The organism is Dechloromonas agitata is5 (assembly GCF_000519045.1).
In the GTDB taxonomy this organism is placed as follows: Bacteria; Pseudomonadota; Gammaproteobacteria; order Burkholderiales; family Rhodocyclaceae; genus Azonexus; species Azonexus agitatus.
In genome coordinates this window covers 1,182,840-1,197,438 of record NZ_KI912532.1, presented here as the reverse complement: position 1 = coordinate 1,197,438, position 14,599 = coordinate 1,182,840, and the positions used below count along the sequence as shown (strand labels likewise).

The window sequence follows — 14,599 nt, the reverse complement described above, 5'->3', positions numbered from 1 at the left end:
ATCAGTTCTCCTGGCGCAGCCGGGCATCGAAGGCAAACGGCCGCTCGACAGCCATCGTCACCTCGGCAAAGCGCGGGTGCAGCGGATTGATGACCAGATTGCGCGCCTCCGGCACCACCGCCGAGGGCACGATCAACGCCAGACCGCGCTGTTCGCGCAGGAAAGCCCCGCCAAAGGCGACCGATGCGGCACCGGGTGGCGTATCGGCCCAATTCGGCACACGCGCCGGATCGAGGTGCTCGTACAGCCTTGGATCATCCGGCAAATCGAGCCGAACCAGTTGCAGGTCGGGCGGCAGGATGCGGCCAGTATGTACCAGCTTTTCCAGCGCGCAGATTTCCACCGACAAACCGGCATAAATCACCGGCATGCCCAGCGGGTGCCAGCGGCCGGCATCGACCAGGCCGCCCGCCCCGCTACGATCCAGCGCAAAACGGGCGCGGGCAATGCGCCAGGCACGCATCAGGCCGCGCCACCGTAGGCGATCGCATGCAGCACGCGCGATACTTCTCGGCAGCCGATTTCAGTGTCGAGCAGGGACAGCGGCGCCACGCCCCCCAGCCCGACATTGACCGCCTGCAGCCACTCGGCAGCCAGAGCCGGGTCGCCAAAAGTCTCTTCAGCCAGCTTTTCGATACCGCCAAGTCGAACAAGGCGTTCGGTTACCAGCGGATCGAGCACCTCGTTCCCCGCCACCTTCCGCTTGGCCGTGGACACGGAGAGGCCGACCAGTTCGTAAACCCGCTCACGCGGCAAACGCAGCGCCTCTGCTGCACCCAGCAGGTTGCCGGCCGGCGCCCCGCGGCGAATGGCCTCGATCTGCACCGCTGCCGGACTGCCCAGAAAGGCATCGCGATAATCAACCCATGCGCTGCCCGAGCGGGCCCCGCCGGGAATGGCATACAGCGCAGCCGGTTGATCGGCGGTCAGGCGGGTAGCCTTCGGAGTTTGCGCTTGACCTGCCATGATTTGCACCCACGAATACCAAATGATACTAAACGATAGCCCAAATGAGCCAAACCCGCAAACCCCACGACTCCCCGATCAAGCGGATGCCTACAACGACTCCTCTGGCCCCCAAAACAAAAGGCGGCCGTATCAGCCGCCTTTTCATGGCCGTGCCGGCCTTCAGCAAACTCAAACCTTGCGATAAACCTCCGCCCCGGTCTTCACGAACTCGACCGCCTTCGCTTCCATGCCCTTCTCCAGCGCCTCGGCTTCGTTCAGGCCCTGCTGCGCGGCGAAGTCGCGCACATCCTGGGTGATTTTCATCGAGCAGAAGTGCGGGCCGCACATCGAGCAGAAGTGGGCGACCTTGGCCGACTCCTTGGGCAGGGTCTCGTCGTGGAATTCGCGCGCCTTGTCCGGGTCGAGGCCGAGGTTGAACTGGTCGTCCCAGCGGAACTCGTAGCGCGCCTTGGACAGTGCGTTGTCGCGGATCTGCGCGCCGGGGTGGCCCTTGGCCAGATCGGCGGCGTGGGCGGCCAGCTTGTAGGTGATGATGCCTTCCTTGACGTCGTCCTTGTCGGGCAGGCCGAGGTGTTCCTTCGGCGTCACGTAGCAGAGCATGGCGGTGCCGTACCAGCCGATCATCGCGGCGCCGATGCCGCTGGTGATGTGGTCGTAGCCCGGCGCGATGTCGGTGGTCAGCGGGCCGAGGGTGTAGAACGGGGCTTCTTTGCAGTATTCGAGCTGCAGGTCCATGTTCTCCTTGATCAGGTGCATCGGCACGTGGCCCGGGCCTTCGATGATGGTCTGCACGTCATGCTTCCAGGCGATCTCGGTGAGTTCGCCAAGGGTTTTCAACTCGCCGAGCTGCGCTTCGTCGTTGGCGTCGTAGATCGAGCCCGGACGCAGGCCGTCGCCGAGGCTGAAGGCGACGTCGTAGGCCTTCATGATTTCGCAGATTTCCTCGAAGTGCGTGTAGAGGAAGCTTTCCTTATGGTGCGCCAGGCACCACTTGGCCATGATCGAACCGCCGCGGGAAACAATCCCGGTCATGCGGTTGGCGGTCATCGGGATATAGCGCAGCAGCACGCCGGCGTGGATGGTGAAGTAATCGACGCCCTGCTCGGCCTGCTCGATCAGCGTGTCACGGAAGATCTCCCAGGTCAGGTCCTCGGCCTTACCGTTGACCTTTTCCAGTGCCTGATAGATCGGCACCGTGCCGATCGGCACCGGCGAGTTGCGGATGATCCACTCGCGGGTTTCGTGGATGTTCTTGCCGGTGGACAGGTCCATGACGGTGTCGCCGCCCCAGCGGATGGACCAGGTCATCTTCTCGACTTCTTCCTGGATGGAGGAGCCGAGCGCCGAGTTGCCGATGTTGGCGTTGATCTTGGTGAGGAAGTTGCGACCGATGATCATCGGTTCGCTTTCCGGGTGGTTGATGTTGTTGGGGATAATGGCGCGGCCACGGGCGATTTCGCTGCGCACGAATTCGGGGGTGATCTCGACCGGGATCGCAGCGCCAAAGCTCTGACCAGGGTGCTGGCGGGTGAGCAGGGCGGCCATTTTCTCGCCGGTCGGCCCGGTGGCTTTCAGGGATTCGATGTAGGCGGCACGATTGAGGTTTTCGCGGAGGGCGACGTATTCCATCTCGGGGGTGATGATGCCTTTGCGCGCATAGTGCATCTGCGAGACGTTGGCACCGGCCTTGGCGCGGCGCGGCTTGCGGTGCAGGCCGGGGAAGCGCAGTTCGTCGAGGGCCTGGTCGGCGGCGCGCTGGCGGCCGAATTCGGAACTCAGGTCAGGGAGTTCCTCGGTGTCGCCACGCTCGGCGATCCATTGGGCGCGCAGTGCAGGCAGGCCGGAGCGGATGTCGATTTTCGCAGCCGGGTCGGAGTAGGGGCCGGAGCAGTCGTAAACGAAGATAGGCGGATTCTTTTCGCCACCGAAGGCGGTCGGCGTGTCGGCCTGGCTGATTTCGCGCATCGGCACCTGGATGTCCGGGCGCGAACCCTCAATGTAAACCTTGCGGGAATTCGGCAGCGGCTGGATGGCGGCCTCGTCGACGTGGGCGGTGGCGGCGAGGAAGGTGTCTTTGGCGTTCATGGGGGCTCCGTGCGTGATTACAGCCGGATAAGACGGGCAAGGAGCGCGCTGGTTCCAGCCCAGCATTCGTTTCCCTACGACGGCATGACCCGGTCAGGTTCGAAGGGTATTTCTCAGTCATCCGTCACCGGCGACACCCCTAACGAGAGGCTGCAAGTTACTGGAAACACAGGCAAAATGCAAGGAATGACAAATCCCGCTCAAGATTTCGAGAAAGCAGCCGAAATATCTTCGACAAGACGCGGAATCTAAAGAAAAACGAGGACCCACCATGCGCCATCTGATCATCGCCAGCCTGCTGGCCTCGCTCCCGTGGAGCCTCTCTGCCGCCCCGACCTGGCAGGTCATCTCCTCCGAGCCCGGCAAGCGCATCGAGATCGACCGCACCAACCTCAAGCGCGAAGGCACCATCGTCCAGGCACAGGGCCGGGTCGTCCTTGAAAAAGAGTTGATCGACGGCCGCTCCGGCGCCGGCTACCGCGTCATCGAAGCGATCACCCGTTACGATTGCACGACACGCAACGCCACCACCATCAAGCGCATCTTCAAGAAGAACGAAACCGACATCGTGCGCGAGGAAGACATCAAGGGCGCCGAACTGCCAGTACGCTCCGGCACGCTGGACGACAAGGTGCTGCGTGAAGTCTGCCGCCCACCCCGGGAAAATCAGGCCGAACTGGCAAAGAAGGCCAACGAAGCTGGCAACGACCTGAAGGCGGCGAACGACGCGATGCTCAAGAAGGGCCTGGCCAAAGCGGAAAAACCGGCCGCCCTCAAGGCCAGCGAGACACCGGCCAAGGAAGACGCGATACCGGTTCCATCGATTCGCCCCAACCTGAAGGCCGCTGCCGATGCGGCCAGAGAAGCAAGCCCCACGTCACCGCCCTCTCCAGCAGCCAAACCTGTCGCCCCGCCGCCGGCCAAGGCACAGACCTACATCATTCATGCCGCACCGGCGGCCAAGCCAAAGAAGGCGAGTCGGCCCGAGGGCTACATGCTGGAGCTGACCCAAAGCGAGCCGGCTGTCCAGCATGCTCACATCCATTGGGGCTACGAAGGTGCTGGCGCCCCGGAAAACTGGAGCAAGCTCGATCCGCAGAACAAGGCCTGCGCCATCGGCGAACGCCAGTCGCCGATCGACATCAAGGACGGCATCAAGGTCGATCTCGAACCGATCAAGTTCAACTACCAGCCGTCGACCTTCCGCATCGTCGATAACGGCCACACCGTCCAAGTCCAGGTCGGCGAAGGATCGATTTCCCTGACTGGCAAATCCTACGAGCTGGTCCAGTTCCATTTCCATCGCCCGTCGGAAGAGAAGATCAACGGGCAGCGCTTCGACATGGTCGTCCATCTCGTACACAAAGCCGATGACGGCCAGCTGGCGGTGGTCGCCGTGCTGCTCGAACGCGGCAACGAGAATCCCTTCATCCAGACGCTGTGGAACTACATGCCACTGGAAAAGAACATGCCGGTTTCGCCGCCCAACGCGATCGTCGACCTGAACACCCTGCTACCGACTTCGCGCAACTATTACACCTACATGGGTTCGCTGACCACGCCGCCTTGCTCCGAGGGTGTGCTGTGGCTGGTGATGAAGCAGCCCGTCCAGGTATCGCCGGAACAGATCAACATCTTCAGCCGCCTGTACCGCAACAACGCCCGCCCCATCCAGCCCTCCAGCGGCCGCCTGATCAAGGAAGGCCGTTGACCTGAAGGAAAACGCGGTGGTAATTTAATGACCGATCAGTCATTAAATTACCCATGCCGCCGCCCCCATCCACTCCGCGCAAGCGCCGCAAGGAAGCCCGCCCCTCGGAGCTTCTCGCCGCAGCGCTAGATTTATTCGTCGAGCGAGGCTTTGCCGCCACCCGCCTGGAAGATGTCGCGCGCCGGGCCGGCGTATCGAAGGGCACGCTGTATCTGTATTACGAGAACAAGGAAGCCCTGTTCAAGGCGGTGATCCAGGAAGGCATCGTGCCGGTCATCGCCGAGAACGAGGCCATCGCCGCCCAGCACACCGGCAGCAGTTTCGACCTGATGGAAATACTGCTCGCCAACTGGTGGACCAAGATCGGCCAGACCGCCTTCGCCGGCATCCCCAAGCTGATGGTCGCCGAGGCGCGGAATTTCCCCGAACTCGGCCGCTACTACGTCGAAAACGTCATCAACCGCGGCCGCGCCCTGGTCGGCAGCGCCCTGCGGCGCGGCATGGCAAGCGGCGAGTTTCGCGAGATGGATGTCGAAACGACCATCGACGTCGTCATCGCCCCCCTGCTGATGCTGCTGATCTGGCGTTTTTCGATGAGCTGCTGTGCCGGCGACGACAGCGATCCGCAGCTTTACCTGCAGATTCACATGAACATCCTGCGCCAAGGTTTGCGCCAGAACGCCGGGGAGAGTCGGGTATAATTTTGATTTGTCGGAATCAATATATTAGCTTGTGCTAATATTATGCCTGCGGAGACCCACATGAACATCGAGCAAGCCCGCTTCAACATGATCGAACAGCAGATCCGGCCCTGGGAGGTTCTGGATCAGGAGGTTCTCGACCTGCTTTTCGTCGTCAAGCGCGAGGACTTCACCCCGGCTGCCTATCGCAACCTGGCTTTCGCCGACATGGAAATTCCGCTGGGCAGCGGCCAGGTCATGCTGGCGCCAAAGATTGAAGCAAAGCTGATGCAGGAACTCGGCATCAAGAAAACCGACAAGGTTCTCGAGATCGGCACCGGCAGCGGCTATATGGCCGCCCTGCTGGCCTCCCGCGCCGAACATGTGGTCAGCATCGAAATCCGCCCGGAAATCGCTGCCGCCGCGCAGGCTAACCTGCAACGCGCCGGCATCTCCAACGTCACCGTCGAAGTCGGCGACGGCATCGATGGCTGGTCGCATCGCGGCCCGTACGATGCCATTGTCCTCTCCGGCTCCGTTCCCGTCGTTCCACCCGCCCTGCTCAAGCAACTGCGCGTTGGCGGCCGCCTGGCCATCATCGTTGGCGAGGCGCCCGTCATGGAAGCCCAGCTGATCACGCGTACGGCCGAGAACGCCTACAACACTGTCAACCTGTTCGAGACCGTCATTCCGGCGCTCGACGGCGCTGGCGCCAAGGACCAATTCTCCTTCTGATGCAACAGATTCGCGCACGACAACTCGCTGAATGGCTGGCCGACGACAACCGTCCCGACCCTGTCCTGCTTGATGTGCGCGAACCCTGGGAAGTGGACCTCTGCCAACTGGCGGGAACCCAGCACATCCCGATGCATCTGGTCCCGGTACGCTGCGACGACATCGACCCGAACCGCGACGTGGTGGTGATCTGCCACCACGGCGGTCGCAGCATGCAGGTCGCGATGTTTCTCGAGCGCAAGGGCTTCCGCTCGGTGCACAACCTGATGGGTGGCGTCGAGGCCTGGGCCGCAGAGGTCGATCCCACTATGCGTCGTTACTGAGGATGGCATGAAAAAACTCGCTTGGCTGCTCGTCTCCCCCTTGCTCGCATCCCCGCTTTGCGCCGCCGACCTGATGCAGGTCTATCGCGAGGCGCAAGCCAACGACGCGACCTTCGCTGCCGCCCGGGCCACGCTGGAAGCCGGCCAGGAGAAGCAGCCGCAGGCGCGCGCCGGTCTATTGCCCAGCCTGAATCTCTCGGGGAACACGGTGTGGAACAAGAACGAAATTTCTGCCCAGGGCAGTCCGACGTTTTCCCCAAACTACAACTCGAACGGCTACCAGTTGACCCTGTCGCAGCCGCTCTTCCGCTGGCAGAACTGGATCGCCTATGACCAGTCGAAAATGCAGGTGGCCCAAGCCGAAGCGAATTTCGGTCTGGCCCGCCAGGATCTGATCCTGCGCGTCGCCCAAGCCTATTTTGACGTGCTCTACGCGCAGGAAAATGTCGCGGCGGTCAAGGCGAACAAACAAGCCATTGCCCAGCAACTCGAACTGGCCAAGAAGAGTTTCGAGGTCGGCACCTCGACCATCACCGACACCCACGAAGCGCAGGCCCGCTTCGATCTGGCCAGCGCTCAGGAAATCGCAGCCGAAAGCGATCTGGACGTCAAGCTGCGCGCCCTGCAGGCCATCATCGGCCAGGAGCCCGGCGCACTCGCCCAGTTGCGCAAGTCGGCCGAACTAACCCCGCCGCAACCGAGCAGCATGAACGACTGGGTCGCCGCCGCCGAAAGCGGCAGCCTGAACGTGCAGGTCCAGCAATACAACGCCAGCATTGCCGCCCGCGAAGTCGACAAGCAACGGGCCGGGCATTACCCGACCCTCGACGTCGTGGCCAACTATGGCCATTCCAAGGCCTACAACAGCTTCTCGCGCAGCAGCGTGGATACCGACTACCAGAATGCCGGCCTGCAACTGAACATTCCCCTCTTTTCCGGTGGCCTGACGGCCTCCCGCCAGCGCGAAGCGAGTGCCAACCGGGCTGCCGCCGAATCGGGACTGGAAACCGCCAAGCGCAATGCCGCCCTGGGTGCCCGTCAATATTACCTCGGCGTGGTCAATGGCCTGGCCCAGGTCAAGGCACTGAAAGCGGCACTGGTGTCCTCGCAGTCGGCACTCGAGTCGAACAAGCTGGGTTATGAAGTCGGCGTGCGGATCAATATCGATGTGCTGAATGCCGAAAACCAGGTTTACGTCACCCGCCGCGACCTCGCCAAAGCCACCTTCGACACGCTGATGGCGCAATTGCGCCTGAAGGCTTCGACCGGTGCACTGAGCGACGACGACGTGGCCCAGATCAACGCTCTGCTCGATCCGTCCACCGTTCGATAAGGTCCAGCATGCGCCCCGCCGCCCCCTGATGGGCGCGGGCGAACTCCCCGGCCGACCGGCGCATGGCAGCCAAGCGGCCGCTATCCCCCAGCAAGGCATCGACCTGACGACCCAGTTCATCGGCATCAGCCACGCGCTGCGCCGCCCCCGCCGCAATCGCATCCTCGGTGGCCTGCAGGAAATTGAAGGTGTGAGGCCCGACCAGCACCGGACATTCGCAGGCCGCCGCCTCGATCAGGTTCTGCCCGCCCAGCGGCAGCAGGCTGCCGCCGACGAAGGCGAGATCGGCCAGACTGTAGTAAGCCGCCATTTCGCCCATACTGTCGCCCAGCCAGACTACCGTGTCCTCGCCCGGCATCGCCTGGCTACGGCGCGTGGCCGGCAGCCCCGCCTGTTGCAGCAAAGACGTTACCTCGTCAAAGCGCTGCGGATGGCGCGGCACGAGAACGAGCAGGGCACGCGGCACGTTTACCTGGCGCCAGGCCGAAAGAATCAGCGCCTCCTCGCCTTCGCGGGTGCTCGCTGCCAGCCAGACCGGGCGGGACCCGACCGCCTGCCGCCACTGCCGGCCTAGTTCAATTTTTTCAGCTGACGGCTGAACATCAAATTTCAGGTTGCCGCAGACGGCGACGGGGCTCGCTCCCAGGCCGGCCAGGCGTTCAGCATCGTCGGCTGTCTGCGCGGCCACGCCGGACAGGGCGGCAAAGGCCGGGCCGAGCAAACCACTGAAGCGCCCGTAGCCACGCGCCGAGCGAGCCGACAGGCGGGCATTGGCCAGCATCACCGGCACACCGGCCCGGCGGGCGCCATGCAACAGGTTGGGCCAGATCTCGGTTTCCATCAGCACACCAAAAGCGGGCCGGAAATGGCGGAAGAAACGCGCCACTGCACCGGGATAGTCGTAGGGCAGATAGGCCTGGATCACGCGATCGCCATAGACTTCGCGTCCCGCTGCCCGGCCGGTCGGCGTCATGCCGGTGAGCAGGATGCGATGCGCCGGCCAGCGGGTGAGCAAGCCCTCAATGAGCGGTTGGGCGGCGCGGGTTTCGCCGACCGATACGGCATGCACCCAGATCAGTTTTTCTGGCACCCTTGGCGGGTAGAAACCGTAACGCTCTCCCAGGTTGTGCAAATACTCCGGCTGCTTGCGGCCGCGCCACAGCAGGCGCAATCCGATCAGCGGCGTGATCAGGTAAAGCAGCAGGGAATAGGCCAAACGCGCCATCAGGCGAGCACCGCCTGTAATTCGCCGAGCACGGCGTCCGGCGCCGGTACCTGAGCCTTGCCGCCCAGATTGCAGAAGAAGCCAGGGCCCAGCACACCGGTCAGCCCCGGATCGGTTGCCGTATAGAGTGCCACCGTCGGAAGGCCAAGTGCCACAGCCAGATGGGTCAGGCCGGTATCGACACCAACGGCAGCCCGGGCACCGGCCAGCAGCGAAGCCAGGTCGGCGATGCCCATCGGCGGTGCCGCGACGGCCCCCGGGATCGCTGCCGCGAGGCGCGCCGCCCGCTCGCGCTCGACCGCGCTCCCCCCCGGCAGCACGACGCTGAAACCAAGACTGTTAAGGCGCTCACCGAGGAACAGCCAGTACGATTCCGGCCACAGCTTGTCGTCACGGCTGGTCGCGGTCAGAAAAACGACATACGGACGATGCGGCAGCCAGCTGAAGGTGCCTGGGGATGCCGTTATACCGTAGTCCACCGCGTTCTCCGCCGCATACCCCAGGGCGTCAGCAGCCAGCCGACGATTACGCAGGACGGCATGCAGGTCGCGGGCGACGTGACAATGGCGGTCGTAGAACCGTGCCGCGAGCGGCTCGCGCGCCGAATCGGCGGCGTAACCAAAATGCAGGCCACGAGCCTGCCGGGCAAGCAGGGCGCTTTTCAGCAGCCCCTGGGTGTCGATCACCGCATCGTACTGGACGGCGGCAATCTGCCGGCGAAAGGCGGCGATTTCCCGCCAGGTTGCGCCCCGCAGCAGCTTCTTGCGCCAGCGCCGAATGGCGACCGGAATGACCTGCCGCACCGCCGGATGCAGCCGGGGAATGGCGACAAAGCTCTCTTCGACACACCAGTCGATCTCGGCATCGGGAAAATGGCGCCGGATATCGCTGACCACCGGCAGGTTGTGGATGACATCGCCGAGCGAGGAAGTTTTCACGAGCAAGATGCGCATCGGCGGATAAAATCACGGCTTTCGAAGCCGCAATTATAAATGCCCGCCACGCGCCAACCGCTCTCCGTCGCGATCATCACCCTCAACGCCGCTGCGCAACTGGAAGCTTGCCTGCGGAGTGTGCATTTCGCCGATGAAATCGTCGTTGTCGATTCGGGCAGTACGGACGGCACGCAGGAACTGGCCGAGCGCTGCGGCGCCCGAGTCATCGCACAGCCCTGGCTCGGCTTCGGCCCTCAGAAACAGTTTGCCGTGGAGGCAGCCAAACACGACTGGGTGTTGTGCCTGGACGCCGACGAGCGCGTTTCGCCCGAGTTGCAGGCCGCCATCGAAAGCACCCTGCAACAGCCGGCGACCGGCGCCTATCGCTTCGCCCGCTGCAACCGCTTCCTCGGCCGCTACCTGAAGTACGGCGAAGGCTATCCGGATTGGTCGCTGCGCCTGTTCGACCGGCGACAGGCGCGCTGGTCGGACGATGCCGTGCATGAAAAGGTTGTCAGCCAAGCCAGCGTCGGCACCCTGCCGGGTGACCTGCTGCACGACTCGGCAGAAACCCTCGCTGCCTACCTGACCAAGCAGAACCGCTACACCTCGCTGGCCGCCGATATGGCCTGGGAGGCCGGCAAACGCAGCTCGTTCGGGCGCCTCGTCTTCAGCCCCATCGTCCGCTTCATCAAGTTCTACCTGCTCCGGCAAGGCTTCCGTGATGGCCTGCCGGGCCTGATCCATATTGCCATCGGCTGCATGAACAGCTTCCTGAAATATGCCAAGATGCTGGAGCGGCAGCGTACCGATAGTGCACTGCGGTAGAATCCCGTTAACCTTCACCCCGAGAGAAAACCCTTGAAAATTCTCGTTACCGGCGCCGCCGGCTTCATCGGCATGACCACCTCCCTTCGCCTGCTGGCCCGGGGTGACGAAGTGGTTGGCCTCGACAACCTGAACGACTACTACGAAGTCAGCCTCAAGGAAGCGCGTCTCGCCAGGCTGACCGGCCATGCCAACTTCCGCTTCGTCAAGCTCGATGTCGGCGACCGCGCCGGCATGGAAGCCCTGTTCGCCGCCGAGCAATTCGACAAGGTCATCCACCTGGCCGCCCAGGCCGGCGTTCGCTACTCGATCCAGAACCCGCACGCCTACGTCGACAGCAACCTGGTCGGCTTCATCCACATCCTCGAAGGTTGCCGTCACCACCGGGTCCAGCACTTGGTCTATGCCTCCAGTTCCAGCGTCTACGGTGGCAACACCCGGATGCCCTTCTCCGAGCACGATAGCGTCGACCACCCGGTCAGCCTGTATGCCGCGACGAAGAAGGCCAACGAGCTGATGGCCCATACCTACAGCCACCTCTACGGTCTGCCGACGACCGGCCTGCGCTTTTTCACCGTCTATGGCCCGTGGGGCCGGCCGGACATGGCGCTCTTCCTGTTCACCAAGGCCATCCTAGAAGGCCGACCGATCGACGTCTTCAACCACGGCAACATGCAGCGCGACTTCACCTACGTGGACGACATCGTCGAAGGCGTCATCCGCGTGCTCGACCGCAATGCGGCCGCCAACCCGGCGTACGACCCGGTTACGGCCGATCCGGCGACCAGCAATGCCCCCTACCGGGTATTCAATATCGGCAACAACAATCCGGTACAACTCCTCGACTTCATCGGCGCGATTGAATCCGCACTTGGCAGGAAGGCGGAAAAACGCCTGCTGCCACTGCAAGATGGCGACGTACCGGCAACCTACGCCAACACCGACCTGCTCAACGACTGGGTCGGTTTCGTCCCCGGCACGACCGTACAGGACGGCGTCACGCGTTTCATCGCCTGGTATCGCGATTACTACAAGGTATAAGGAACAGCTATGTGCGGCATCGTCGCGGCAGCAGCCGGCAGCAACATCGTCCCCGTCCTGGTTGAAGGACTGAAAAAGCTCGAATATCGCGGTTACGACTCGGCTGGCCTGGCGGTCATTGGCCAGAATGGCATCGAACGGGTTCGTTCCGTCGGCCGGGTCGCCGAACTGGAATCCGCCTCGGCCGCCACCCACTCACCGACCGGCATCGCCCACACCCGCTGGGCCACCCACGGCATCCCTTGCGAACGCAATGCCCACCCACACGTATCCGGCGCTATCGCGGTCGTCCATAACGGCATCATCGAAAACTACGAAAGCCTGCGCCAGGAACTGAGCGCCCAAGGCTACGTCTTCACGTCGGACACCGACACCGAGAGCATCGCCCATCTCGTCCAGGCCACGCTCCAGGACGAACCCGACCTGTTCCAGGCTGTCCGTCTCGCCTGCCAGCGTCTGGTTGGCGCCTACGCCATTGCCGTGATTGACCACAGCCAACCCGGCCGAATCGTCGTCGCCCGCGAAGGCTCGCCCCTGTTGCTCGGTGTGTCCGACACCGGCAACTACGCGGCGTCCGATGCGTCCGCCCTGCTCCAGGTGACCCGCAACATGGTCTATCTGGAAAACGGTGACGTCGCCGAACTGACTGCCGACAAGGTGCGTATCGCTCGCCTTGACGGCACGCCGGTCGAGCGCCCGATCCATGTTTCGCAACTTTCGGCCGCGGCTGTCGAGCTCGGCACCTTCCGCCACTACATGCAGAAGGAAATCTTCGAGCAACCCGACGCCCTGGCCAACACGCTGGAAATCGTCGGCGGCAGCAAGACCATCCAGCCGGGCATTTTCGGCGCCGATGCCGGCCAGTTGCTGGCCGGTGTCGACTCGATCCTGATCCTCGCCTGTGGCACCAGCGCCCATTCGGGCTATACCGCCCGCTATTGGCTGGAGGCCATAGCCGGCGTGCCGTGCGCCGTCGAGATCGCCAGCGAATACCGCTATCGGGTCTCGGTGCCCAATCCGCGCCAGCTGATCGTCGCCATCTCGCAATCCGGCGAAACCGCCGACACCCTGGCCGCCCTGCGCCACGCCAAGGAACTGGGCCAGCCAAAGACCCTGGCCATCTGCAACGTGCCGGAATCGGCCATCGTCCGTGAATCTGCACTGCGCTTCATCACCCGGGCGGGCCCGGAAATCGGCGTCGCCTCGACCAAGGCCTTCACCACCCAGCTCGCCGCCCTCTTCCTGCTCACCTTGGTCATGGCCAAGGTCAAGGGTCGCCTGGCGCCGGAACAGGAAAGCACCTTCATCGACCAGTTGCGCCACCTGCCAGTCGCGGTCAACAAGGTGCTGGAACTGGAAGACGCCATCGAAGTCTGGGCCAAGCGCTTTGCCGACAAGCACCACGCGCTCTTCCTCGGTCGCGGCCGGCACTACCCGATCGCCCTCGAAGGTGCGCTGAAGCTCAAGGAAATCTCCTACATCCACGCCGAAGCCTACCCGGCCGGCGAACTGAAGCACGGCCCGCTCGCCTTGGTCGACGCCAACATGCCGGTCATCTCGGTGGCCCCCAACGACCAGTTGCTCGACAAGCTGAAATCCAACCTCAAGGAAGTCCAGGCGCGGGGCGGCGAACTGTATGTCTTTGCCGATGCGGATTCGGAAATCCCCGAGTCGGAAGGCGTGCATATCCTGCGCCTGCCCGAGCACTACGGCGAGCTGTCGCCCATCCTGCACGTCATTCCGCTTCAGTTGCTGTCTTACCACGCTGCCCTGGTCAAGGGCACCGATGTGGACAAGCCGCGCAACCTGGCCAAATCGGTGACGGTAGAGTAAGTGGCCACTTACGCGATCGGCGACATCCAGGGCTGCTACGACTCGCTGCAGCGGCTCCTGGAGAAATGCGCCTTCGATCCCGCCCAAGATCGCCTGTGGCTGGTCGGCGACCTGGTCAATCGCGGTCCGAAGTCGCTGGAAACGCTGCGCCTGATCAAATCCTTCGGCCGCTCAGCGCTGACCGTGCTCGGCAACCACGATCTCTATCTGCTGATGGTGGCCGAGGGCGGTGCGAAGTTTCGCGGCAAGGACGATACGCTGCAGGATATTTTCGACGCACCCGATTGTGCCGAATTGCTCGACTGGCTGCGCCATCAGCCCCTCTGTCACACCGAGGGCGAGTACTGCCTGGTTCATGCCGGCCTCTTGCCGCAATGGACAGCGGCACGCGCCCGCGAACTCGCACGGGAAGTGGAAACTGCGTTGCAGGGACCGGATTTCCGCGCATTCGTCCAGAATCTCTGGGGCAGCGAACCGGCGGCCTGGTCGGATGAACTCAGCGGTTGGCCTCGCCTGCGGGTCATCGTCAATGCGATGACCCGGATGCGCTTCTGTACACTGGATGGCACCATGGAGTTCAAGGCCAAAGGCAAGCTGTCGAACGCCCCGCGGGGTCACCTGCCGTGGTTCGAACTCCCCAACCGGCAGTACGCCGATTCGGTCCTCGTCACCGGGCACTGGTCGGCGCTCGGCCTCAAGATCACGCCGAAATTGCTGGCGCTCGACTCGGGTTGTCTGTGGGGTGGCCACCTGACGGCGGTTCGCCTGGAAGATCGCCAGGTGTTCCAGGTGGATTGCTCACCAACGGAAGCCCTGCCGCTAAAGCGATAGCCTCGCGGGCCTGCGCCGCGACGATGCGCCGGTCTTCATCCGCCGTACCCCGCAACGGGGTGGTCACCAG

14 protein-coding genes and 1 riboswitch are annotated in these 14,599 nt (G+C 63.4%); of the genes, 9 read left to right on the top strand and 5 right to left on the bottom strand.

Annotation, left to right across the window (positions count from 1 at the left end; translation table 11 throughout):
• Position 1: 1 nt before the first annotated feature.
• The 3 genes from K420_RS0105930 to thiC form a co-directional block, all read right to left on the bottom strand.
• Positions 2-463 (bottom strand): RES family NAD+ phosphorylase, encoded by a 462-nt coding sequence (locus K420_RS0105930; protein ID WP_027457266.1) that lies wholly within the window; start codon positions 461-463, stop codon positions 2-4.
• Positions 463-966, bottom strand: a complete 504-nt coding sequence (locus K420_RS19625) for an antitoxin Xre/MbcA/ParS toxin-binding domain-containing protein (RefSeq protein WP_051452972.1) — start codon at positions 964-966, stop codon at positions 463-465. The genes K420_RS0105930 and K420_RS19625 overlap by 1 nt, the downstream gene beginning before the upstream one ends.
• Positions 967-1,137: 171 nt before the next feature.
• A complete protein-coding gene (thiC, locus tag K420_RS0105920; protein WP_027457265.1) occupies positions 1,138-3,054 on the bottom strand; it encodes a phosphomethylpyrimidine synthase ThiC in 1,917 nt (638 codons plus the stop codon).
• 54 nt (positions 3,055-3,108) lie between these two features.
• Positions 3,109-3,205: riboswitch (TPP riboswitch) on the bottom strand.
• A gap of 120 nt (positions 3,206-3,325) precedes the next feature.
• On the opposite strand from thiC, the gene K420_RS0105915 reads away from it, so the two are divergent.
• From K420_RS0105915 to K420_RS0105895, 5 genes are read left to right on the top strand one after another with little or no spacing between them, the layout of a single operon-like run.
• Positions 3,326-4,765 (top strand): carbonic anhydrase, encoded by a 1,440-nt coding sequence (locus K420_RS0105915; protein ID WP_027457264.1) that lies wholly within the window; start codon positions 3,326-3,328, stop codon positions 4,763-4,765.
• Positions 4,766-4,818: 53 nt separating this feature from the next.
• On the top strand, positions 4,819-5,466 hold the full coding sequence (locus K420_RS0105910) for a TetR/AcrR family transcriptional regulator (RefSeq protein WP_027457263.1): 648 nt from the start codon (positions 4,819-4,821) through the stop codon (positions 5,464-5,466).
• A 60-nt stretch (positions 5,467-5,526) separates the two neighbouring features.
• Positions 5,527-6,180: a protein-L-isoaspartate O-methyltransferase family protein gene (locus K420_RS0105905; protein WP_027457262.1), complete on the top strand. Its 654-nt coding sequence runs from the start codon at positions 5,527-5,529 to the stop codon at positions 6,178-6,180.
• Positions 6,180-6,503, top strand: a complete 324-nt coding sequence (locus K420_RS0105900; RefSeq protein WP_027457261.1) for a rhodanese-like domain-containing protein — start codon at positions 6,180-6,182, stop codon at positions 6,501-6,503. The genes K420_RS0105905 and K420_RS0105900 overlap by 1 nt, the downstream gene beginning before the upstream one ends.
• A gap of 7 nt (positions 6,504-6,510) precedes the next feature.
• Complete coding sequence (locus K420_RS0105895; protein ID WP_027457260.1) at positions 6,511-7,836, top strand: TolC family outer membrane protein; 1,326 nt, start codon at positions 6,511-6,513, stop codon at positions 7,834-7,836.
• On the opposite strand, the gene waaA is transcribed toward K420_RS0105895, so the two are convergent.
• Together waaA and waaC are read right to left on the bottom strand one after the other, a co-directional pair.
• Positions 7,802-9,064: a lipid IV(A) 3-deoxy-D-manno-octulosonic acid transferase gene (gene waaA, locus K420_RS0105890; protein WP_198293887.1), complete on the bottom strand. Its 1,263-nt coding sequence runs from the start codon at positions 9,062-9,064 to the stop codon at positions 7,802-7,804. The two genes, K420_RS0105895 and waaA, sit on opposite strands and share 35 nt — an antisense overlap.
• Positions 9,061-9,999: a lipopolysaccharide heptosyltransferase I gene (gene waaC, locus K420_RS0105885; protein ID WP_232422737.1), complete on the bottom strand. Its 939-nt coding sequence runs from the start codon at positions 9,997-9,999 to the stop codon at positions 9,061-9,063. Before waaC ends, waaA begins: the two co-directional genes overlap by 4 nt.
• A gap of 54 nt (positions 10,000-10,053) precedes the next feature.
• Here waaC and K420_RS0105880 point away from each other — a divergent pair, with 54 nt between their 5' ends.
• The 4 genes from K420_RS0105880 to K420_RS0105865 are packed head-to-tail and all read left to right on the top strand — an operon-like array spanning position 10,054 to position 14,529.
• Positions 10,054-10,824: a glycosyltransferase family 2 protein gene (locus K420_RS0105880; RefSeq protein ID WP_027457257.1), complete on the top strand. Its 771-nt coding sequence runs from the start codon at positions 10,054-10,056 to the stop codon at positions 10,822-10,824.
• 33 nt (positions 10,825-10,857) lie between these two features.
• Positions 10,858-11,865 carry an NAD-dependent epimerase gene (locus tag K420_RS0105875; RefSeq protein WP_027457256.1) on the top strand — a complete coding sequence of 336 codons (1,008 nt, stop codon included), beginning with the start codon at positions 10,858-10,860 and terminating at the stop codon, positions 11,863-11,865.
• 9 nt (positions 11,866-11,874) lie between these two features.
• Complete coding sequence (gene glmS / locus K420_RS0105870; RefSeq protein ID WP_027457255.1) at positions 11,875-13,698, top strand: glutamine--fructose-6-phosphate transaminase (isomerizing); 1,824 nt, start codon at positions 11,875-11,877, stop codon at positions 13,696-13,698.
• Positions 13,699-14,529, top strand: a complete 831-nt coding sequence (locus tag K420_RS0105865) for a symmetrical bis(5'-nucleosyl)-tetraphosphatase (protein ID WP_027457254.1) — start codon at positions 13,699-13,701, stop codon at positions 14,527-14,529. It begins immediately after the preceding gene.
• Positions 14,530-14,599: the final 70 nt, after the last annotated feature.